The following is a 22096-nucleotide window of genomic DNA, read 5'->3' as shown; positions in this document are numbered from 1 at the left end:
AAAGGGCCCCGCCACACGGCGTTCGAACGTCATCTGTCGGTTAATGGCGGCCGTTGACGGCGATCGGCGCTCAGAGCCGCTTGGCGCTGCGCAGCCCCTTCCCGTAGTAGCCCGGCCCGTCGAGGCGCGAGTCGCCGCCCGCGTCGCCGAGGGTGGGCCCGTTGCTCTCCTCGCGGCTGGAGATGAAGCGCGGGTGCCCGTCGGTGTCGAGGCCGAGGTAGATGCCCGCGTGGTCGAGCCGCCGGCCCGTACGCCGGTCGATGTCGAAGAAGACCAGGTCGCCGGGTTGCAGCGCGTCCAGTTCGACGGGGCGGGTGCGGTGGTCGGCGATGACGGACACTCCGGGGCCGACGGTGGCCATGCCGTTGGCCGTACGGGGCAGGCCGGCGCCCTTGTGGTCGGAGCCGAACAGCGGGTACCCGGAGCGGTAGCCGTAGACGAGCCGCACATAGCCGGAGCAGTCGACGGTGCCGTACCGGACCCGCTGCGGGGCGGCGGCTCCGGAGTCCGGGAAGGTCCAGGGCCTGCCCAGGTACTGGTAGAAGTCGGACTTCTCCAGGCGCAGGTCCCTGCCGGGCGCGCCCTTGGGGTTGAGCGGGCCGAAACCCGCGTCGCCCGCGTAGCGGACCCCCTTGGCGTCCTTCTTCGGCTTCGCGCCGCGCACGTACTGCATGGAGATGTCGAAGACGTCCGGCGCGCGGCTGCCGCGGTAGGCGCGCAGCCAGTCGGCGAACCACTTGGCGCGCTCCTGGCCGGGCTTCCAGGCCCGCGGCAGCAGCCGCACCCAGCTGTCGGTGACCACGGTGGACTTGGTGGTATGCGGCTCGGCGAACGTACGGCCGGGGCCGGTGAGCACGGCGGTGCGGGCCCCGTCGGTGAGGGTGGCCAGGACGGCGCCCTTGTGGTCGCGCACCACGGTCCGGCCGGGGCCGGTGAGCCGGTCGTAGCGGTAGCCGGCCGAGCCGCCGGAGCCGCCGACGAGGGCGGACGGGAGGCGGGTGTGGCGGGCCGTGGGGTCGGGGGACTGGGCCGCCGCGGGATCGGCGTGGAGTTCGTAGGTCAGGGCGCCGGCCGTGACGGCGAGGGCGCACAGGACGGCGATCGGGAGCCGGCTCTTCATGCGGGCTGCCATGGATGGGGGAACCTTTCTTCGGCGCGGAGTCGGCTGTCGGCTTCGGCGCGGGAGGCTCAGACGCTGGGGAGCGCGCCGAGCAGCACGCCCGCGGTCAGCACCACGTACGCGCTCAGGGTGACCGTGGCGGTCGACAGCATCGTGGCGCGGGGCGGCTGGCGGACCAGCTGGTAGGCGATGAGGCCGGGGACGATGTAGCCCAGCGTCTGGTGCGCGAACAGCATCGGGAACTGCTGCTGGAGGATCAGGTACAGCGTGGCCTGGAGCAGGACGCCGCACAGCACGACCGCCGCGAACAGCCGCTTCCCGTAGAGGATCACGACGCCTTGCAGCACGCGGGTGGAGATGTAGGTCAGCACGGTCACGCCGAGGACCATCGCGAAGAGCCGGACGTCGCCGACGAGGGTCAGCGCCAGCCAGCCGGGGGTGATCATGCCGCCGGGCGAGAGGTTGGTCGTCAGGTAGCAGATGAGCGAGAAGAGCAGCCCCAGGGCGATGCCGATGGCGGCCATGTCCGGGGTGAGTTCGACGGGGGTCACGGGGTGGTGTCTCCAGTGCGGGAGCTGTGGGGGGTGCGCTGGACGGGGATGTGGGAGGAGGCGCCCGTACGGGCCTCGGCGGAGTCGGCGTCCGGCAGCAGGGCGAGCCGCTCCAGAAGGTGTTCGCCCTGGCCGTGGATGTTGCCGACGGCCACCAGGGAGGCGTCGCCGGGCATGGCGTCGAGAATCCCGGCGAGCAGTTCGTCGGGGTCGCGGCTGTCGCCGCCGAGGTCGACGACCCGGCCGTGCCAGTCGGCGGGGATGCCGTCGCGCGCGCTCCTGGTGGGGTGGCCGATCAGGAAGACGGTGTCGGGGTCGAGGTCGGGGATGATCGCGCCCATCTGGCCGTTGCGTTCGACGCGGTCGGGGCGGCAGTTGATGACGACGTGCAGGGGCCGGTCGATCGCGCCGAGGCCGAGCAGCTGGCGTACGTTCATGAGCGTCGACTCGGGGTCGTTGGCCGCGAAGACGTTGGCGAAGGAGAGCCGGTGGCCGCTGGGCGTGCGGTACTTCTCGACGGAGAGGACGCCGGGGTCCGGCGGCGCGTCGTACATGCCCTGGAGGGCCGTGGCGCGGTCCACGCCGAGGAGTCCGGCGACGGCGATCGCGATGGCGACGTTCTCCTTGAAGGTGAACCAGCTGAAGCCGCGCAGCTCGTCGTCGGAGACGGTCTCCGGGTCGGCGACGATCAGCTCGCAGTTCCGGGCGGCGGCCTCCTCGCGCAGGATGTGCAGCCGGTCCCGCTCGGCGGTGACGCAGACGCCGCCGACGGGCATCGAGCGGCACAGCGAGCGGGCCACGTCGTCGAGGGTGGGGCCCATCTCGGCGAGATGGTCCTCGCGGACGTTGCAGAGCACCCCGATGGTGGAGCGGATCAGCTTGGTCTGGTTGACCTCCTGGAGCGCCGGCATGACCGCCATGCACTCGATGACCAGCGCGTCGGGCCGGTAGGAGGCGGCCCGCCGGACGATGCCGATCTGCTCGACGACGTTGGCGATGCCGAACTTGCGGTAGACCGGCTCCTCCGTGGCGTCCGGGTGGATGAAGCGGGCCGCGGTGCCCGTGGTCTTGGCGACGGTGGTCAGGTCGCCGCCGCGCAGCGCGCCCGCGCACAGCCGGGTGATGGAGCTCTTGCCGCGGATGCCGTTGACGAGCACCCGCTGGGGGATCGCTTCGAGCGCGGCGTAGTGCCGGCGCTGTTCGACGATGCCCGCGACGAGGAGGGTGAGGGAGGAGATGAGGAAGACGCTGTAGAGGAAAAGCATGTCCCTGCTTGTCAGTTGCCCTGGAGGACGGTGGAAAGGGGGCGTTCGGCGGCCGCGCCGTGACGGTCGGCGTCCGCGAGCCGCTGTCTGATGAGTTCGAGGGAGCGGGCCAGCGATCCGACCTCGTCGTGGTGGCGCGGGTAGATCACGCTCGTACGGTCGCCCGCCGCGAGCGCCGCGGCCGACGTGTCGACGGCGCGCAGCGGCCGGATCACGGTGAGCTGGAGCCAGCCGAGGCAGAGCAGTGCGGCGGTGAAGGCGAGCAGCCCCACGAGGATGGCGCGCCGCTGTGTCTCGTACGAGGCCAACGGGAGCCAGGACAGCGGCTTCTGGGTGACGACGCGCCAGCCGAGGCCGTCCACCGGCGCGGTGCCCTTGACGGGGGCGGCGGCGGTGAGCGTACGGGCCTGATGGCCGGGCTGTGCGCTGAAGGCGATGAAGCCCTGGTTGGAGCCGATCACCCGGTTGTGCGCGTCGACGAGCCAGGACCGGCCGATTCCGGGGCGGTTGAGCAGCCCGTTGAAGGCCGCGGGCTCGAACTCGCCGACGAGCCGGCGCCCGTCCTTGCCGTAGGGGACGACGGCGGCGGAGACCGGCACCTTGCCGCCGTGGTTGAGCTGGACCACCTTCGGCGTCGCGCTCTTCGCGCCGCCGAGGGCCGCCTTGCGGTCGATGCCGCTCTTCCCGGCGCCGGACCGCAGCAGGATCTCCCCGTCCCCGTCCATGATGTACAGGGCGCTCCACTCGGGATGTTTAGGGAGCAACATGTCCATGACATTCCCAGGTCGGGCCTCGCCCGCGGCCCCGAGCCGGGCCACCGAGGTCAGGTCGGCGATCCCCTCGCCGAGGGTGCGCCGCACCCGCTCGGACGCCGCCTCGGTGCGATACCGCTGGTCCTGGGCGGTCTGTGCGGGTACGGGGCCCCGGCCGTCGGCGCGGTTGAGTACGGGCAGCGCCACGGCCCAGGCGGTGATGAGGGCCGCGCAGCACAGGGCGGTCACCCGCAGTCCGCCGCGTACGGGCTTGGCGGGCGCGGTTCCGGGCCGCTCGCCGAGGAGTTGGCGGCGCAGCGCCTCCAACGACCGGCCGATCCGGGCTGCTTCGCCGCGGCCGGGTACGTTCACGGGGCGCTCCAGGCTGCCGCGCGCGAGCCTGGCCGCCTCCATGTCCAGTCCGCGCAGGGGGCGTTGGACGCGGCGCGCGAGCCACCAGGCGACGAGGACGCCGATCGCGAGGAGGACGACGGCGGCCAGCGGGCCGAGGAGCCGGTCGCTGTCGACGGCCGTGCCGGAGGGCACGGGGACGGCGGTGGCGACGGAGAGGCCGAGGCGCTGGACGCGGTCGCCGCCGGGGACGTCCGCGCGGCCGACGGCGAAGTAGCGGTCGCCGTCGCGGCGTACGGGCCCGGCGTCGCTTGCGGCGAGCTCGCGGACACCGGAGTTGTCGGCCTGGTCGCCCGAGGCGGCGAGGACGCGCCCGCCGGGGCCGGTGACGAAGGTGGTGCGGTTGCCGCGCTCGGCGGGCAGCCGGAGCGTGCCCGCGGCGACGACCAGCTGTTCCGTTCCGCCCCGCCCTTCGAGGGAGGCGAAGGAGAGCAGCCGGGGCGCGCCGGATTCGGTGGTCACCAGGCGGGGCCGGAAGCTGTCGTCCGAGCGTCCGTCGAATTGGTCGAGCGGCACGGTTTCACCGCGGGCGGCGAGGAGTCTGCCCGTTTTCGGGTCGACGATCGCGAGTCCGCGCCACTTCCGATAAGCGGCGCCGAGTGAACTCAACACCGATTCGGGAGGATTTGGTGAATGTTGCTCTAGAAGCGCTACGGCGTCCCGGAGATCGGCCGTGTTCTGTTCGAGAGAAGAGCCGAGAGAACGCGCCGTATCGTTCGCGACATGCTCTTGGGACTCGACGATGGCACGTGAGACGGAACGGTCGTCGGAGCTACCGACGGTAAGAGAGGTAAGGGCGGAAATTGCCACCAACAAGGCCAACAGCGCTGCTATTGGCGGCTTTACGCCACCTAGCAGCGGCATATTCGCGCGCTTGCGCCGGGCCTGTGGCGGTCGAGGGGCAGCCCCCGCTGCCTGCATGGCATCGCTCCTGGTCAGGGAAGTTCGGCACGCCAGTTCATGAATTGGCGAACATCGTATCTCATGATTAACGGCATTCGCGGGGACCGCTCACCCGGACGAAACACAACACCGGTATCGACACAAGGAGTTGACGTGCAGTTTCACCACCGTTGACACACGGTTCTCACGAATCCGACACAAGAGATTGCGGATTGGACCAACCGGGGCCCCGGCCGCGACAATTCGCCCGCCAAGACCGCCTACGCTGTATCCCCATGCAATTCCCCGCAGTCAAGCCACTCCACCGACGACGCACCGCCCTCGCCACGCTTTTCGTCCTGTGCGCGGCGGGGGCCCTGGCGGTCGTCGCCGCACTCCTCATAACCCACTCGGCGCCGGCAGAGCCCGTACTGCACCTGACGGAGGAGGTCGACGACTATGTGTCGGACTTCCCCCGCCACGGCGGCTACCGCACCCCGACCGCCGGTCAGCGGGCCGCGCTCGCCGGCGGCGTCGCCGACGTGCTCGACGACAAGCTCGACTCGGCCCGTAAGCGCCTCGCGGCCGTCGACTACACCGTCCGCACTGTCCGGCTCGGGGGCACGGACCGCACGGTGGCCGAGATCACAGAGAAACACCGGACGGGCCGCGGCTGGGGGCGCGTCTACATCGACCTCGGGCAGCGGGTCCGCTGGAGCGTCCAAGTCCCGCACCCGCGCTCCGACTTGCACACCGAACTGATCGGCGCCGGCCTCTTCACCCGGACGCCCGGCGGCATCATGGTGCTCGCCGGAGCACCGCGCGACGCGGGCAAGGGCATCTCGGCCGACATGGCCCACCGGCAGGACTCCGTCTTCGACGCGATCTGCACCGAACTCGTCGCCCGCCGCCTCCCCGGCATCCAGGTGCACGGCTTCGCCGACGACAGCTCGCCCGACCACGACATCGTGCTCTCACCGGGCCCCGACGAGGCCGCCACGGGGCCCGCCCGCCGGGCCGCGAAGAAGCTCTCCGCCGCCGGGTTCGCCGTCTGCCGCGCCTGGTCCCAGGACTGCGGCCGCCTCGAAGGCACCACCAACGTCCAGGCCCAGACCGCCGCCGACCACGGCGTGCCGTTCCTCCACGACGAGAACAGCCGCGAACTGCGCGACTCCGCCACGTCGCGGGAGCGGCTGATCGACGCGCTGGGCGAGGTCGTGGGGTCTTGGGGGCGTGGATGAAGGGGTGCAGGGGTGCAGGGGTGCAGGGGGAAGAGCTGAAGGGGTGGAGGGATGGAGGCGTGAGCGACCGTCAGGCCGGGACCCAGGCCCCCAGTGCCAGCCCCGGCTCCTCCGCCCGCTGCCGGGCCACGCGCAGCCCGCCGTCGGCGGCGATGGCCGCCAGCACCACGTGCCCTCGCGCGTCCAGCGCCAGCGCGGGCGCGCCCACGCACTCCCCGCCGGTCTCGGACCAGAACGCGCCCGCCGACTCGTCCGCCGTCGGATACGCGGCGACGGCCACCCGGCCGGCCGCGGTGCGCTGGGCGAGCACCGTGCAGTCGTGGCCGTCGATGGCCGTACGGACCAGGGCGACCGGGCCCGTGCCGGCGCCGCCGCCGAGCGAGACCACGGCGTCCTCCGGCTCGTCCTCGCCGCCCGCCCGCCAGGCGCGCACCTCGCCGTCCCCGGCGTCCCGCCAGAAATGGGTGACGGAGGTCTCGCCGGTCCCGGTGGACGACGCGGTGCCCGCCGCCGCGGCCGCCGGCACCGCCGGGGCCCGCTTCAGGTCGCCGCCCGGCTTCTCCTGGCTCCAGCGGTGCGCGCCCTCGCGCGCGGGGGCGATCACGTCGACGCGGCCGTCGCCGGTCGCCGCCGCCGAGAGCCCCTCCAGCAGGTCGTAGCCCTTGAGGTCCAGCCAGCCGCCCCAGGAGCCCTTGGCGTCCTGCTTCCGCCCGCACACGCCGCCCCCGGCGTTGCGTACGAAGACGTGCAGCGCGCCGGAGTGGCCGACGACCGCCGCGGGGAGGCCGATCTGCTCCGCCCGGCGCCAGTCGCCGCCGTAGGGCGTGCCCAGGGCCCGCCACATCGTCGGGGGCCGGCCCGGCTGGAACTGCGTGGCGTGCACGACGTCCGTCGCGACCTCGCCGCCGTCCTTCGGCTGCCGCCGCAGCCCCACCAAGTGCGCGTAGCCGTCGGGCCCTTGGGCCACGGACAGGTAGGGCAGCAGCCCCGGCGCGGCCAGCAGGTCGGGGCCCTTCCAGGAGGGGCCGCCGGGGCGCTCCTCGGTCCAGCGGGCGATGCCTTCCGCCCTCGGGGCGTAGGCCGTGAGCCGGCCGTCCGTACCGCGCAGCAGCCAGCCGGTGGTGGGGGTGTGCATGACTCGCCGCCAACCTTCCTGAAGAACGAATTCCGCGGTGCGCGGCACTGTCCGGCACACAAACCGATGGCCATCGACAATATCACTGGGCCTCACCGCGGCCATCGCCCATGATCTCCCCCGGCGCCCTCCCCCGGCGCGTGCGAGGCTGTCCCCATGCACACCCTGCTGATCGTGGACGCGGCGAACGTCGTCGGGTCCGTGCCCGACGGCTGGTGGCGCGACCGCCGGGGCGCCGCCGAGCGGCTCCGCGACCGCCTCGTCCCCTACGCCGCGGACGGCCTGCCCGGCGCCGCGCTCGCGCCGCCGCTGGAGATCGTCCTCGTGGTGGAGGGCGCGGCCCGCGGGACCGCCTCCGTGCCGGGCGTACGGACGGACGCGGCGGACGGCAGCGGCGACGACCGCATCGTGGAGCTGGTCGCGGACCGCGCGGACGGGCGGCGCTGCGTCGTGGTGACGGCCGACCGGGAGCTGCGGGGGCGGGTGGCGGCGCTGGGCGCCGAGGTGGCCGGGCCCCGGACCGTACGGCCCGACACCGGCCGTTCCTCCTCGGACCAGCGGTACGAGCCGTAGCCGGACCAGCGGTACGCGGCACAGCCGGACCTGCGGTACGAGGCACGGCTCACCCGGCGGGACCGGCGGGCCCCGTGCGCCCCGCTACCGCTTCGCTTCCGCCCGCACCCGGCTGTGCCGCCGCCCGTACAGGAAGTAGACGACGAACCCCAGCGCCATCCACACGCCGAACCGCAGCCAGGTCTCCGCGGGCAGGTTCAGCATCAGCCACAGCGAGGCCAGCACGGACAGCACGGGGACGAGCGGGACCAGCGGGGTGCGGAAGGAGCGCGGCACGTCGGGGCGGGTCCGGCGCAGGATGATCACGCCGAGCGCGACGACGACGAAGGCGAAGAGGGTGCCGATGTTGACCAGTTCGGCCAGCACGTCGATCGAGGTGAACCCGGCGACGACGGCGACGACGAGGCCGAGGACGATGGTCGAGCGGTAGGGCGTGCCGAAGCGCGGGTGCACGCGGGAGAAGACGGTGGGCAGCAGCCCGTCCCGGCTCATCGCGAAGAACACGCGGCTCTGGCCGAGCAGCAGGATCATGCACACGGAGGTCAGGCCGACCACCGCGCCGAAGCTGATCAGACCGGCCCAGAAGGGGTGCCCGACCGCTTTGAAGGCGTCGGCGAGCGGCGCGTCGACCGTCAGTGAGCTGTACTTCTGCATGCCGGTGACGACCACCGACACGGCCACGTACAGCACGGTGCAGATGGCGAGCGAGCCGAGGATGCCGCGCGGCACGTCGCGCTGCGGGTTGCGGGTCTCCTCGGCGGCGGTGGCGACGATGTCGAAGCCGATGAAGGCGAAGAAGACCACGGCGGCGGCCGAGAAGACGCCCATCACGCCGAAGTTGGAGGGCGTGAAGCCGAACATGATCTGGGCGAGGGGCGCCGCCAGCCCGTCGCCGCCGCTGCTGGGCTCGGACGGCGGGACGAAGGGCTTGTAGTTGGCGCCGTTGATGAAGAAGGCGCCCGCGATGACGACGATGAGCACCACGGCGACCTTGACGCCGACCACGATCGACGTCACCCGCGAGGACAGCTTCATCCCGACGACCAGGATGGCCGTCAGCAGCAGCACCAGCAGGCAGGCGAACAGGTCGAAGCCGAAGTGCCCGCTCTTCGGTCCGGACAGCGCGTCCGGGATCCGCCAGCCCGCCGTGTCCAGCAGCGAGCGCACGTAGCCGGACCAGCCGACGGCGACGACGGCGCAGCCGAGCGCGAGCTCCAGGACCAGGTCCCAGCCGATGATCCAGGCGGGGAGCTCGCCGAGCGAGGCGTACGAGAAGGTGTACGCCGAGCCCGCGACCGGGACCGTCGAGGCGAACTCCGCGTAGCAGAGCGCCGCGAGCGCGCACACCAGGCCGGCGGCGACGAAGGCGAGGGCGACGGCGGGGCCCGCCGTCTCCTTCGCGATCTTTCCGGTCAGCACGAAGATGCCGGTGCCGATGACCACGCCGACGCCGAAGACCGTGAGGTCGAGGGCGGAGAGCGACTTGCGGAGCGAGTGCTCCGGCTCCTCCGTGTCCTGGATCGACTGCTCGATCGTCTTGGTCCGCAGAACCCCCTTGCCCCCGCCTCCGCCGCCGCGAGCCGTCTCCCCCGACGTACCACTCATCGCCGCACCTCCGCCTGCTCGGCCGTCGCCCACCCTGAACTGGGCGAGTCTCCGCAATGTTCGTCCCCATGCCAATCGCCTACGGCGTTGCGGGGCCGGATTCACTCGAACTGACGCGTGGGCGCCTATGCCGGGTGTCCTCCCGGACCACTCGAAGGGGGACCCGGGGCGGGTCGGAGCTGGTGGTACGTACGCCGTACGGGCGTGACGGCGCGGCTACGGCCGCAAGGCGGCCGCGCGGCAAGCGCCGTCGGCGCGGCAGGCCGGATTGTGGCCGCGCGGCGGGACGTGTGGCGGCGGGGCCGGCTGCGAGCGGGGCTGTACGGCCGGTCGGGCAGCGCCGGGCCCGTACATGCGGCCCGTCCCGCGGGACGCCTGGCGTCGGCGGTGCCCAACGCGAACGCGCCGCGCGGACCTGGGGTCCGTGCGGCGCGTTCGTACCGTCAGCCGTTACCGGCGACGCTCAGCTCAGTCGCGGGCCGTTTCCGCCGTCCTGGAGGCGGCGGCATGGTGGTCGTATTTGCCGTCGATCTTGGCGACGAGGCCCGTCACCTGGCGGGCGATGTCGGGGGCGGTGAGGCCGATCTCGGCCATGACCTCCTTGCGGGAGGCATGGTCGAGGAAGCGCGGCGGAATGCCGAAGTCGCGGAGAGGGAGGTCGACGCCAGCGTCGCGGAGGGCCTGGGCGATGGCCGAGCCGACGCCGCCGGAGCGGCTGTTGTCCTCGACGGTGACGACGACGCGGTGGCGCTCGGCGAGGGCGGGGAGCGCCTCGTCGACCGGCTTGACCCAGCGCGGGTCGACGACGGTCGTCGAGATGCCCTGCTTGTCGAGGAGGTCGGCGATCTCCAGGCACATCGGGGCGAGCGCGCCGACGGAGACGAGGAGCACGTCCGGCCGCTCGGTGCGGTCGGCGGGCTCGCGCAGGACGTCCATGCCGCCGATCCGGCCGACGGCCGCCACGGCGGGGCCGACCGCGCCCTTGGAGTAGCGCACGACGGTCGGCGCGTCGTCGACCGCGACGGCCTCCCGCAGCTGGGCGCGGACCTGGTCGGCGTCGCGCGGCGCGGCGATCCGCAGGGTGGGGACGCACTGGAGGATCGACATGTCCCACATGCCGTTGTGCGACGCGCCGTCGGAGCCGGTGACCCCGGCCCGGTCCAGGACGAAGGTGACGCCGCACTTGTGCAGCGCCACGTCCATCAGGATCTGGTCGAAGGCGCGGTTGAGGAAGGTCGCGTACACCGCGAAGACGGGGTGCAGCCCGCCCGTGGCCAGCCCGGCGGCCGAGACGGCGGCGTGCTGCTCGGCGATGCCGACGTCGTAGACGCGGTCCGGGAACTCCTTGGCGAACTTCGTCAGGCCCACCGGCTGGAGCATGGCCGCCGTGATGGCGACGATGTCCTCGCGCTCGCGGCCGAGCTTGACCATCTCCTCGCCGAAGACGGAGGTCCAGTCCATGCCGGAGGCGGCGATGGGCAGCCCCGTGTCGGGGTGGATCTGGCCGACGGCGTGGAAGTGGTCGGCCTCGTCCTCGAGGGCGGGGCGGTAGCCGCGGCCCTTCTCGGTGAGGCAGTGCACGATGACCGGCCCGCCGAACCGCTTGGCGCGCTGCAGCGCGGACTCCAGGGCCTCCATGTCGTGGCCGTCGATCGGGCCGACGTACTTCAGGCCGAGGTCCTCGAACATGCCCTGCGGGGCGATGAAGTCCTTGAGGCCCTTCTTCGCGCCGTGCAGGGTCTCGTACAGCGGGCGGCCAACGACGGGCGTGCGCTCCAGGAGGTCCTTGCCGCGGGCGAGGAACCGCTCGTAGCCGTCGGTCGTACGGAGCGTGGCGAGGTGGTTCGCCAGGCCGCCGATGGTCGGCGCGTACGAGCGCTCGTTGTCGTTGACGACGATGACCAGCGGGCGGTCCTGGGCGTCGGCGATGTTGTTGAGCGCCTCCCAGGCCATGCCGCCGGTCAGGGCGCCGTCGCCGATCACCGCGACGACGTGGTCGTCCCGGCCCTGCACCTGATTGGCCTTGGCGAGGCCGTCGGCCCAGCCGAGGACCGTGGAGGCGTGGCTGTTCTCGATGACGTCGTGCTCGGACTCGGCGCGCGAAGGGTAGCCCGACAGTCCGCCCTTGGTACGCAGCTTGGCGAAGTCCTGGCGGCCGGTGAGCAGCTTGTGCACATAGCTCTGGTGGCCGGTGTCGAAGAGCACCCGGTCCTTCGGGGACTCGAAGACCCGGTGCAGGGCGATGGTCAGCTCCACCACGCCGAGGTTGGGGCCGAGGTGGCCGCCGGTCTTGGAGACGGCGTCGACGAGGAAGGACCGGATCTCCGCGGCCAGCCGCTCCAGCTGCTCCGGGCTCAGCCCGTCCAGATCACGGGGTCCGTTGACGCGGGTCAACAGCTCCCGCCCGTCGACCGCCACCGCCTCTGGACGGCGCGCTTCGCGCGGCACCTTTGGCACTGTGCCTCCTTGCTTTGAGCTGTCGAGCCTTGCCGGTTTGCCGAGTCTAATGTTCCGCCTGGGGCGGCGATGGTCGGGCTATGCGATGTACGTCACCCATTCGGGTGACAAATCAGGGGTAGTGCCCGGCCTCGTACGCGGGAAACGGCCTGTTCCTGGCCTTTCCCGGCCGCTTTCGGGCAGATCGCGAACGCCGGATGAGCTGGTATGCCAGCTCATCCGGCGTTCGGGGGCGGGGCGGGGGCCGGGGCGCCTCGCACCCCGGCGGGGAAGCTCGCACCCCGGCGGGGAAGAAGGCCCGGCTACGCGCGCCCGGCCGTCTTCTGCGTCTTCCGGGACACCGAGTCGATGACCACGGCGGCGAGCAGCACCGCACCGGTGATCATCTGCTGCACGGCGGCGGCGATCCCCAGCAGCGCCATGCCGGAGGAGATCGCCTGGATGACCAGCACGCCGAGCAGCGCCGACCAGGTCTTGCCACGGCCGCCGAAGAGGCTGGTGCCGCCGATGACGGCCGCCGCGATGGCGTTCATCAGCAGGCTGCCCGCGCCGGAGGACTGGTTGGCGGCGTTGAGCTGGGAGGCCAGGAAGAGTCCGCCGATCGCCGCCATCGTGCCGGAGATCGTGAAGACGGAGATCCGGATGGCGACGACGTTGATGCCGGCGCGGCGGGCCGCCTCGACGCTGCCGCCGAGCGCGAAGACCTTGCGCCCGTACGACGTGCGCCGCAGCACGAAGTCGAGGCCGACGATGAAGACCATGAAGATGACGACCGCGAGCGGCAGCCCCTTGAAGTTGTTGAACAGCCAGGCGACGAGGAAAGCGGGCACCGCGATGAAGACCGTGCGGAGCACGATCTCGCTCAGCGGCCGGCTGGGCACACCGGCCGCCTCCCGTCGCCTGCTGTCCAGGAAGGACAGCCCGAAGAAGGCGACCACGGCGAGCAGCGCCACCCCATACGCGACGGCGACGTCGCTGAAGAAGTAGTTGGTGAGCTGGGAGAGCAGTCCGTCGGGGTCCAGGTTGATGGTGCCGTTGGAGCCGAGGATCTGGAGCATCAGGCCGTTCCAGCCGAGCAGGCCGGCCAGGGTGACGACGAATGCCGGGACGCCGATCCGGGCGAAGAAGAAGCCGTGGAACGCGCCGGTCAGCGCGCCGCTCAGCACCGCGAGGATCAGCGCCTCCCACTCGGGCATGCCGTGGCTGACGTTCAGCACGGCGAAGACCGCGGAGGCCAGGCCGCTGACCGAGCCCACCGACAGGTCGATCTCGCCGAGGATCAGCACGAAGACGATGCCGACGGCGATCAGCCCGGTGCCGGATGCGTCGACGAGGAGGTTGCTCAGGTTCCCCGCGCTGAGGAACCGCGCGTCCTGGAACTGGAAGACGAGGGCGATGATGATCAGGCCGACGACCACGGGCAGCGAGCCCAGCTCGCCGCTGCGCAGCTTGCGCCCGAAGTCGTCGAGGTAGCCCTTGAAGCCCTGCTGGCGCACGAGCAGCCGGGGGTCGACGACGGTCACGGCGCCTTCGGCCGCCGGGGCGTCCGACGCGGCCGGTTCGTCTACGGGGTCGCCCTCGGTACGGGACAGGTTCGCACTCACTTCTGCGCCTCCGTGGTACGCGCCTCACGGCGGGTCACGGCGTTCTCCGTGGCGCCCGTGATGGCGGAGATGATCTCCTCCTGGGATGTGGTCCGCACGTCGAACACACCGTTGTTGCGGCCGAGTCGGAGCACCGCGACCCGGTCGGCGACGGCCTTCACATCGGCCATGTTGTGGCTGATGAGGATCACGCCGAGGCCGCGCTCGCGCAGCCGCTCGACGAGGTCGAGGACCTGCGCGGTCTGCTCGACGCCCAGCGCCGCCGTCGGCTCGTCGAGGATGACGACCTTGGGCTCGCCGAGCAGCGACCGGGCGATGGCGACGGTCTGCCGCTGGCCGCCGGAGAGCGAGGCGACGGGGATGCGCACGCTCGGGATGCGGATCGACAGGGTGGCGAGCAGTTCGCGGGAGCGGCGCTCCATCTCGACCTCGTCGAGGATTCCGGCGCGCGCGATCTCGCGGCCGAGGAAGAGGTTGCCGACGACGTCGAGGTTGTCGCAGAGCGCGAGGTCCTGGTAGACGGTCGCGATGCCCAGCCCCTGGGCGGTGTGCGGCCGGTCGACGGTGACGGGCCGGCCCTCCCACTCGATGGTGCCGTCATCGGCCGGGCCGACCCCGGCGATGGCCTTGACCAGGGTGGACTTGCCGGCGCCGTTGTCGCCGACCAGGGCGACCACCTCGCCGGGGTGGATCTCCAGTTCGACATCGGTGAGCGCCTGCACGGCGCCGAACCGCTTGGAGACCCCGCGCAACGCCAGCACGGGCGTAGCGGACACGTGAATCATCTCCTTCGCCCGCCTGACCGGCGGGGGTGTGGCATCCGGCGCCCGGCCCTCGGCGGGGTGGGATGAGGCGCTGGGCGCCGGACGGACTTCGGGGGTGCGCTGCCGCCCGTACGGATGGTGCGCTCTCCGCCCGTACGGGGTCGGCGCGCGACGGCGTTACGTGGCCTGCGTGCCCGATTCCCGTACAGGGCAGGGGAATTGACGGCTTACGTCAGGCCGGTCACTCCGGGACGGCTACTTCAGCCCGGCCTTGTCGCACTGGGCCTTGTACTTGGCCGTGCAGATCTCGTCCAGGTTGAAGAAGCCTTCCTTGCCGACGTACTTGCCGATGTCGGCCTTGGTCAGCGCGAAGGGGTCGACGATGATCGAGGGGACCTTCTTCACGGTGCCGCTGTCGACGGTGGACTTGGCGATCCCGTCGAGCGACTTGCCCTTGGCGAGGGCGACGGCCATCTCGGCTGCGGCGTCGGCCTCGGGCTTGTACGGCTTGTAGACGCTCATGAACTGCTCGTCGGAGAGGATGCGCTGGACGGCGGCGAGTTCGGCGTCCTGGCCGGTGACGGGCGGGAGCTTGCTGTATCCCGCGCCCTTGAGCGCGGTGATGATGCCGCCGGCCATGCCGTCGTTGGCGGAGTAGACGCCGACGATGTTGTCCTTGCCGAGCGAGGCGATGGCGCCCTTCATGTTCTGGTTGGCGTTCTCCGGCTTCCACTCCTTGGTGTCGTACTCCCGGCCGATCTTGACCTTGCCGTCGAGCACGGAGTGGGCGCCGTCCTTGTAGGACTTGGCGTTCGGGTCGGTGATCGACCCGTTCATCATGACGATCTGGCCCTTGGACGCCTTGTCGCCGAGCTCCTTGAGCAGCGACTCGCCCTGGATCTTGCCGACGCGCTCGTTGTCGACGGAGGTGTACGCCTTGATGGGGCCCTCGGCGAGGCGGTCGAAGGCGACGACCGGGATGCCCGCGTCGTCGGCCTTCTTGACGGAGCTGGCTATGGACTTGGCGTCCACGGCGTCCAGGATCAGCGCGTCGACCTTCTTCGTGATCACCGTGTCGACCTGCTGCTGCTGGACGGACGGGTCCTGCCTGGCGTTCTCGTAGACGATCTTGGTGTCGGCGCCGGCCAGTTCCTTGATCTTCTTCTCCATGAGCGGCCGGTCGAACCGCTCGTAGCGCGCGGTCTGGTTCTCCGGCAGCAGCAGCCCGATGGTCAGCGGGCCGCTCTTGTCCTTCTTCTTCCCGCCGTTGTCGCCGGCCTCCTTGGCCGAACCACAGGCGGCGAGCCCGGCGGCCATCGAGACGGCGGCCACGGCCACGGCAGCACGACGCAGATGCGTGTTCACGTGAGATACCTCCCTGACGAGGCCGCGTCGTTGCGGCCGAGGTGGCTGGAAGTCAACTCGGCTGCCAGGGGGGGCGTCAATAAGTAAATCCTTAACGAGATGGCAACGATGCCATTCGTTATCTGCGTGAACTCAAGAGGCGTGAGCGGCAGCGGTCAGGCGAGGGCGGCGGCGTCGGTCGGCTGTGCGGCAGTCCGCGCGGCCGGCTGGGTGCGGTCCAGCAGGGTCGAGTCGCCCATCTCGCTGAGTACGAGCGCCAGCGCGCCGAGCACCTCGGCGCGGCCGCCCAGCGCGCCGGGCACGACCTCCAACTGCCGGGCCGCGCTGGGGATCGCGTAGCGCGAGACGGAGTCGCGGATGGGGGCGAGCACCAGCTCACCGGCGTCCGCGAGATCGCCGCCGAGCACGACGCGGCTCGGGTTGAGCAGATTGCAGAGGTTCGCCACGCCGCTGCCGATGTGCCGGCCCACGTCCGCGATGACGCGCCGGCAGCCGGGGTCGCCCTCGCGGGCCAGCTGCACCACCCGCTCCATGGTGAGGTCGGGGCCGTGACTGGAGTGCAGCAGCGGCAGCACGTAGCGGGCGGCGGCGAACGTCTCCAGGCAGCCGCGGTTGCCGCACCGGCACACCGGCCCGGCTTCGTCGAGGGTGATGTGGCCGATCTCCCCGGCGGTGCCGCCGGGCCCGCGGTAGATCTGCCCGCTGATCACCAGCCCGGCCCCGACGCCGCTGGCCACCTTGATGTACGCGAGGTCGGCCGCGCCGTGCCCGCTCCCCCAGACCAGCTCGCCGAGGGCGCCGAGGTTGGCGTCGTTGTCGACGTACACCGGCACCCCGAGCCGGGCGCCGAGGTCGTCGCGCGGGTTGGTGCCGACCCACCCCGGCAGGATCGAGGTCGAGCCCAGCACCCCGGACTCGACGTCGATGGGGCCGGGCACGCCGAGCCCCACCCCGACGATCTTGTGCCGGCTGATGTCATTCCTCTCGATCAACCTGCTGACCAGCGTCTGGGCCCGGTCCATGCCCTGCTCCGCCGACGCGTCCACGTCCAGCGGCTCCATCTCCTCGTCCACCACCGTGTGGGCGAGGTTGCCGATCGCGACCCGCAGGTGCGTATGCCCGAAATCGACTCCGACGACGATGCCGGCGTCCCCGGAGAGCGAGACGCTGCGCGCCCGGCGCCCTCCGGAGGAGGTCGGCGTGACCTCGACCGTGCCGCCTTCCTTCAACTCCCGCACGATGTTGGAGACCGTGGCGGCGGACAGCCCGGTGGTCCTGGCGATCTCCGCCTGGGTGAGCGACCCGGCCATCCGCACCGCGCGCACGACCCGCTCAAGGTTGGCCCGGTGCAGCGACGACTGCGATCCCGGAGTCTCCACGCCCATCCACTCCCGCCTCGAGAGACGGCACGACGGCCGCCCCGTCGGCCGGACCACGTCCATGGAGCCCGGCCCTGTCTACAACATGTGAACTCTAAGCTGAGCTGGCTCGGTTGTATCCCGTCAAGACCTTGAACGGCGGCATCCACCGGCCGGCCCCCAGCGAATCTTCCCATGTTCGCACATACCTTCGACGCGGGGCCTGGCACACCCCTCGTCGCTCCTCTCCGGGGCGGCGGCCGGGCGCGATTCCAGCACGCCAACGGCCTAGCCTTGCGTAATGAATTGGGACGACGAACAACTGCTGAGGCTGGAGGCCGACGCGATCTACGGGCTCACCGAGGAGCCCGGCCGGAGACGGCCCGGCGTGCGGGATCCGAAGGTGCGCGCCGTGTGGTCGTGGTCGCCGCGGGCCCGGATATTCGCGCTGCGGCCGGGCATGGAGGAGCCCGGCCACGGGCTGGACGGGGAGGCGCAGGCGTACGCCCCCGGAGCCGTGCCGCGCGCGCTGGAGCGGCTGGCCGACTCGCTCGGCCCGGCGGCCGGCGAGATCTCGGGCGGCCCCAGCTATGTCTTCCCGGCCGCGCTCCCCGCCCCGCCCCCGTCCTCGCTGCCCCTCATCGCCTCCGACCAGGACGGCATGCGCGCCGCGGAGGCGCTGACGCGCCCCGGAAACTGGGAGCCGGGCGAGTGGGGCGAGCTGATCTCCGGGCAGCTCGGCGAGTGGGCGATGGCCGTGCACGACCGCTCGCCCGTGTCGATCTGCTTCTCCCCGGCCACGAACGCCGCAGCGGCCGAGGCGGGCATCTGGACCCGCGCGGACTTCCGCGGCCGGCGGCTCGCCCCGGCCGTCGTCGCCGCCTGGTCGGAGCGCGAGCGCCGGAACAAGCAGGTGCTCTTCTACAGCACCGGCGCCACGAACCACGCCTCCCAGTCGGTGGCCCGCACCCTGGGCCTCACCCCGCTGGGCTGGATCTGGACGCTGCGCTGAGCGGCACAGGGGCCGGGCCCGTACAGGCGTGCGCGCGTACGGGCCCGGCTCCCCGCCCGCTACTTGATCGCCCCCGCCGTCAGGCCGCTCTGCACCTGCCGCTGGAAGATGATGTACGCCGCGAGCACCGGCAGCATCGCTATCACCAGCCCGGCGAAGAGCCCCGACCAGTCGCCCTTGTAGCCCTGGCTGACGGCCAGCGCCACCAGCCCCTGGGGCAGCAGCTTCTTGTCCTCGTCGCCGACGTTGAGCACGGCCGGCAGCAGGTACTGGTTCCACTGCCCGAGGAAGTTGAAGATGCCGACGCTGATCAGCCCCGGCTTGGCCATCGGCAGCATGACCTGGAAGAACGTCCGGGTGTGGGACGCCCCGTCGATGATCGCCGCCTCGGCGACCGAACTCGGGAGCGTACGGAAGAAGCCGCTCATGAAGAAGATCGTGAACGGCAGCGAGTAGGCGATGTAGACCAGGATCAGCCCCGGATAGGTGTCCAGCAGCCCCATGTTCTTCATGACGAAGAACAGCGGCACCAGCGCCAGGATGATCGGGAAGCTCATCCCGCCCACGAACAGGAAGTAGACGAAGCGGTTGCCGGGGAACTCGAACCGCGCCAGTACGTAGGCGGCCATGGAGCCCAGCAGCATGGTGCCGGTGAGCGAACCGGCCACCACGATGATCGAGTTGAGGAAGTACTGGCTCATGTGGGCCTGGTCCCAGGCGCGGGACCAGTTGTCGAAGTGCAGGCTCGTCGGGAACGACCACGGCGAGGTGAAGATCGACTTGTCGTCCTTGAGGGAGCTCATCACCGCCCACAGCAGCGGCAGGGTGACCATCAGCCCCCAGATGACCAGCGTCGCGTGCGAGAAGACGTTGAGGATCCTGCCCTCGCTGCCGAGGCGCCCGCGCGGCGAGTCCACCTTGGCCGCGCCGCCGCCCTGCGGCGGCGCCCCGTCGCCGGAGCCGCCGCCGGTCCCGGCGCCCGGCCCTTCCCCGCCGCTCGCCTTCGTCGCGTTCGGGCGGCCCGCGGGCTCTGCTTGCGCGCTCACTGTGCTCCCCCCACTTCGGCGGCTGCCGTGGTCTCGACAGGTACCCGCACTCCGGTCGCCGCGCCCATCAGTACTCCAGCCGTTCGCGCCGGCCCAGCTTCATGACGATGCCCGCGAAGATCAGCGTGACGATGAGCAGCGCGACCCCCAACGTGGTCGCGTAACCGGCCTGCCCGTCGCGGAACGCCTTCGTGTAGAGGAAGAAGGACAGCAGCTCGGTGGAGTAGTCCGGGCCGCCCGGCCCCACCGTCATGATCTGTACGACCGCGAAGCCGTCCAGCGCCATGATCCCCATATAGACCCAGCCGGTCTGCACGGTGTCCCACAGCAGCGGCAGCGTGATCTTGAAGAAGCTCTGGATGCGGTTGGCGCCGTCCAGGAGCGCGGCCTCGTAGTAGTCCTTCGGGATGGAGCTCATTCCGGCGGAGAACAGCACCACATAGAAGCCGACGTTGCTCCACACCATCACCGCCATCACGCACCACAGCGCGAGCTGCGGATCGCCCAGCCATTCGGGCTGCACGGAGTCCAGACCGACCGCTTTCAGCAGGGAGTTGATGGCGCCGCTGTTGGGGTTGTAGGCGAATTGGAAGAGCAGGGCGACGATCGCGATCGAAAGCACCTGCGGAAAGAAGTAGATGATTTTGTAGACGCTCGAACCGCGTACACCGGCGACCGCCGCGTTCTTCCGGCGGCGGCCGCCGACATTGAGCATGAAGGCGAAGAACAGGCCGAGCCCGATGGTCACCAGCGGCAGCAGCAACAGCAGCAGGACGTTGTGGCCGACGGATGTCCAGAACACGTCGTCCTTGAACATGCGTTGGTAGTTGTCGAACCCGACCATCTTGAAGTCGGAGCTCAGGCCGGTCCAGTCCGTGAACGAGTAGTAGATGGCCTGGACGAACGGCGATATGACGAAGACCCCGTACAGCACCAGGGGCACGAGCAGGAACCCCACGATGAAACGGTACTTACCGTGTTGCATGTCAACCGACCCCGATCTTTACGTGCGGGCGCCGCCGTAGGTGTCGCAGGTGACGTGAAGGGTGTAATGCCCGGCGAGCGCGCGCAGTTCACCTCGGCGGCACACGCCGGAGCGCGCCCGGAAGCACGCGCCGCGGCGCACGCCGCCCACCTCACCGGTGCTTGTACTTCTTTACGGAGTCGTCCTTGCGGGTGTCGTCGGTGAACTTCTGGATCTTCTTGATCGTCTCGTCCGGGGTCATCCGGCCCGCCATCATCTCGCCCAGCGCGGAAACGCCGATCTTCTCCTTCTGGAGCGCCACGTACCAGTCCTGGAGCCGGGGGTTGACGATGTTCTTGCCGGCCTTGGCGGCCGCGGCCTGCGCGGACCTCAGCCCCGGCGGCAGGGACAGGCCCTCGGTGCCGCCGTTGAGGGAGGTGAGCGAGGAGACCTGCTTGATGAAGTTCTGGGAGGCCTGCTTGCCGAGCATGATCCGCATCAGCTCCATGCCGCCCTGCGCGTTCTTCGCGGCCTTCGGCACGATGTACGGCTCGCTGCCCGACGCCCACAGCGTGCCGAACGGCAGCTTGTCGCTGCTGTCCAGCCCCGAGGGCGCGCTCACCGTCATCTCGAAGTTCTTGGGCGTGGTCTTCTTCGACTCGTTCTCCACCCAGGAGCCGTTCGGAATGAACAGCGCCTTCCCCTCGTTCCACGCCGTCTGCGATTCGATGTGGGTCAGTCCGGGCGTGCCCTGGAGGATGTAGCCCCTCTTGAACAGCTCGTAGTACGCCTCGAACGCGGCCTTCACGGCCGGGTGCTTCCAGGCGTTCGGCTCCAGGTTGTCGATGTTGTCCAGGACCTCGACGCCGCCGATCTTGGCGATGAAGGGGTAGAGGCTGAACGGCAGGTAGTACGGGTACTTGCCCGGGTACGTCCAGCCGGCGATGCCCTTCTTCTTCGCCTTCGCGCACAGGGCGAGCATGTCGTCCCAGGTCTCCGGGTACGCGGCGTCGAGCTTGTCGAGATTGGTCTTCGAGTACCAGACGCCGTACACGGTGTAGGCGTAGTAGAGGACCCAGGTCTCGTCGCCGTCGAACTTGCCCATCTCGGCGACGCCGGGGCGCAGCGTGTCGCGCACCGTCTTGCCCGGGTCGTCGATGGAGGGCGCGTCGAGCAGCGCGTTGAAGTCGGCCAGCTGCCGCTTGCCGACGAGGGTGCCCATGTCCATCTGCTCGGCGCCGGAGTTGTCGATCAGGTCGGGCGGGGTGCCGCCGTTGAACCGGGGCTGGAGCGTGGTCTGGATCTTCTGCGTCGGGGTGTGCTTGATCGACGCCTTGGGGAACGCCCGCTTGTACAGCGCCTCGGCGTCCTTCGCGTACTGGTCGCCGAGTCCGCCGTCGAAGATGACGACGTCCAGGGGCGCGGAGTCATTGACGGCGAGGGGGTTCTTCGCGGTCTTCTTGCCCTTGTCGGCCTTGTTTCCGTCGTCCCCGCTGTCGCCGCTCGCGCAGGCGCTGAGGACGCCGATGGAGGGGACGGAGATCAGGCCGATGGCCGCTGCTCGCTTGATCAGGTCTCGACGGCTGAATTCTGAGGTGGATCCCATGCTCAAGTCCTCGCTTTCCAACAGGACTCAGGCGGTAAGCCGGTCTCCCCTTGGAACTCGCCTTCGGCGAAGGGCCCGACACCGCGGGTCAGTCGAAGCAGGGTTGTGCTGGGTATGCCCGGGGGCCGGCGTTGTTCACACCAGGTTCGATGTTCCGTGACCCTTACCTGGGTCCCCCCGGATCCGGGGCGGTGACGTACGACCTGTCCGGACGCCGACAGGTATAGTCCACTGCCCATCGAATGAGCAAGATCGAATACAGCTTTCGTCAGCAGTCTTTCCCGAGTTGAGACCTCGATGACATAGTGCGCGGTCCGCGCCTTCGGCGGCCCCTACTCCGTTTGCCGCCCCGGACCGGTATCCGCCCCGCGAGAACACCCCCCGC

16 protein-coding genes and 1 pseudogene are annotated in these 22096 nt (G+C 70.8%); 3 read left to right on the top strand and 14 right to left on the bottom strand.

Annotated elements, in window-relative coordinates; genetic code table 11:
- Positions 1–70: 70 nt before the first annotated feature.
- The 4 genes and pseudogenes from AB0I49_RS01400 to AB0I49_RS01385 form a co-directional block, all read right to left on the bottom strand.
- A complete protein-coding gene (locus tag AB0I49_RS01400; protein WP_363224665.1) occupies positions 71–1132 on the bottom strand; it encodes an NlpC/P60 family protein in 1062 nt (353 codons plus the stop codon).
- Positions 1133–1188: 56 nt separating this feature from the next.
- The gene (locus tag AB0I49_RS01395; protein WP_363224664.1) at positions 1189–1671 is read right to left on the bottom strand and encodes a poly-gamma-glutamate biosynthesis protein PgsC/CapC; all 483 of its coding nucleotides are present in this window, start codon (positions 1669–1671) and stop codon (positions 1189–1191) included.
- A 71-nt stretch (positions 1672–1742) separates the two neighbouring features.
- Positions 1743–2936, bottom strand: a pseudogene (pgsB, locus tag AB0I49_RS01390) (poly-gamma-glutamate synthase PgsB); the annotation flags it as partial.
- An 11-nt stretch (positions 2937–2947) separates the two neighbouring features.
- The gene (locus tag AB0I49_RS01385; protein WP_363224663.1) at positions 2948–4708 is read right to left on the bottom strand and encodes a HAMP domain-containing protein; all 1761 of its coding nucleotides are present in this window, start codon (positions 4706–4708) and stop codon (positions 2948–2950) included.
- 569 nt (positions 4709–5277) lie between these two features.
- Here AB0I49_RS01385 and AB0I49_RS01380 point away from each other — a divergent pair.
- A complete protein-coding gene (locus tag AB0I49_RS01380) occupies positions 5278–6222 on the top strand; it encodes a hypothetical protein (RefSeq protein ID WP_363224661.1) in 945 nt (314 codons plus the stop codon).
- 70 nt (positions 6223–6292) lie between these two features.
- On the opposite strand, the gene AB0I49_RS01375 is transcribed toward AB0I49_RS01380, so the two are convergent.
- Complete coding sequence (locus tag AB0I49_RS01375; RefSeq protein WP_363224660.1) at positions 6293–7357, bottom strand: hypothetical protein; 1065 nt, start codon at positions 7355–7357, stop codon at positions 6293–6295.
- A gap of 156 nt (positions 7358–7513) precedes the next feature.
- Here AB0I49_RS01375 and AB0I49_RS01370 point away from each other — a divergent pair, with 156 nt between their 5' ends.
- Entirely contained in the window at positions 7514–7930 is a 417-nt protein-coding gene (locus AB0I49_RS01370) for an NTP pyrophosphohydrolase (RefSeq protein WP_363224659.1), read from the top strand.
- 84 nt (positions 7931–8014) lie between these two features.
- Here AB0I49_RS01370 and AB0I49_RS01365 read toward each other — a convergent pair whose 3' ends face one another.
- The 6 genes from AB0I49_RS01365 to AB0I49_RS01340 form a co-directional block, all read right to left on the bottom strand.
- A complete protein-coding gene (locus tag AB0I49_RS01365; protein WP_363224658.1) occupies positions 8015–9535 on the bottom strand; it encodes an amino acid permease in 1521 nt (506 codons plus the stop codon).
- 468 nt (positions 9536–10003) lie between these two features.
- On the bottom strand, positions 10004–11932 hold the full coding sequence (gene dxs / locus AB0I49_RS01360; protein WP_363224956.1) for a 1-deoxy-D-xylulose-5-phosphate synthase: 1929 nt from the start codon (positions 11930–11932) through the stop codon (positions 10004–10006).
- Positions 11933–12294: 362 nt separating this feature from the next.
- A complete protein-coding gene (locus tag AB0I49_RS01355) occupies positions 12295–13596 on the bottom strand; it encodes a sugar ABC transporter permease (protein WP_363224656.1) in 1302 nt (433 codons plus the stop codon).
- The gene (locus AB0I49_RS01350; protein ID WP_363224654.1) at positions 13593–14381 is read right to left on the bottom strand and encodes an ATP-binding cassette domain-containing protein; all 789 of its coding nucleotides are present in this window, start codon (positions 14379–14381) and stop codon (positions 13593–13595) included. Before AB0I49_RS01350 ends, AB0I49_RS01355 begins: the two co-directional genes overlap by 4 nt.
- 234 nt (positions 14382–14615) lie before the next feature.
- Complete coding sequence (locus AB0I49_RS01345; protein ID WP_363224653.1) at positions 14616–15725, bottom strand: substrate-binding domain-containing protein; 1110 nt, start codon at positions 15723–15725, stop codon at positions 14616–14618.
- Positions 15726–15880: 155 nt separating this feature from the next.
- Positions 15881–17104 carry an ROK family transcriptional regulator gene (locus AB0I49_RS01340; protein ID WP_363224652.1) on the bottom strand — a complete coding sequence of 408 codons (1224 nt, stop codon included), beginning with the start codon at positions 17102–17104 and terminating at the stop codon, positions 15881–15883.
- A gap of 280 nt (positions 17105–17384) precedes the next feature.
- Between AB0I49_RS01340 and AB0I49_RS01335 the strand changes: the two genes are divergently transcribed.
- Positions 17385–18095 carry a hypothetical protein gene (locus AB0I49_RS01335; RefSeq protein WP_363224651.1) on the top strand — a complete coding sequence of 237 codons (711 nt, stop codon included), beginning with the start codon at positions 17385–17387 and terminating at the stop codon, positions 18093–18095.
- Positions 18096–18154: 59 nt separating this feature from the next.
- On the opposite strand, the gene AB0I49_RS01330 is transcribed toward AB0I49_RS01335, so the two are convergent.
- The 3 genes from AB0I49_RS01330 to ngcE form a co-directional block, all read right to left on the bottom strand.
- Positions 18155–19012: a carbohydrate ABC transporter permease gene (locus tag AB0I49_RS01330; protein ID WP_363224955.1), complete on the bottom strand. Its 858-nt coding sequence runs from the start codon at positions 19010–19012 to the stop codon at positions 18155–18157.
- A 196-nt stretch (positions 19013–19208) separates the two neighbouring features.
- On the bottom strand, positions 19209–20126 hold the full coding sequence (locus AB0I49_RS01325; RefSeq protein ID WP_363224650.1) for a sugar ABC transporter permease: 918 nt from the start codon (positions 20124–20126) through the stop codon (positions 19209–19211).
- A gap of 151 nt (positions 20127–20277) precedes the next feature.
- Positions 20278–21711 carry an N-acetylglucosamine/diacetylchitobiose ABC transporter substrate-binding protein gene (gene ngcE, locus AB0I49_RS01320; protein WP_363224649.1) on the bottom strand — a complete coding sequence of 478 codons (1434 nt, stop codon included), beginning with the start codon at positions 21709–21711 and terminating at the stop codon, positions 20278–20280.
- Between the last annotated feature and the right edge of the window lie 385 nt (positions 21712–22096).

This window comes from Streptomyces sp. NPDC050617, assembly GCF_040654795.1.
GTDB lineage: Bacteria > Actinomycetota > Actinomycetes > Streptomycetales > Streptomycetaceae > Streptomyces.
The sequence above is the reverse complement of the archived record's forward strand: the minus strand, read 5'-3'. Positions and strand labels throughout refer to the sequence as shown.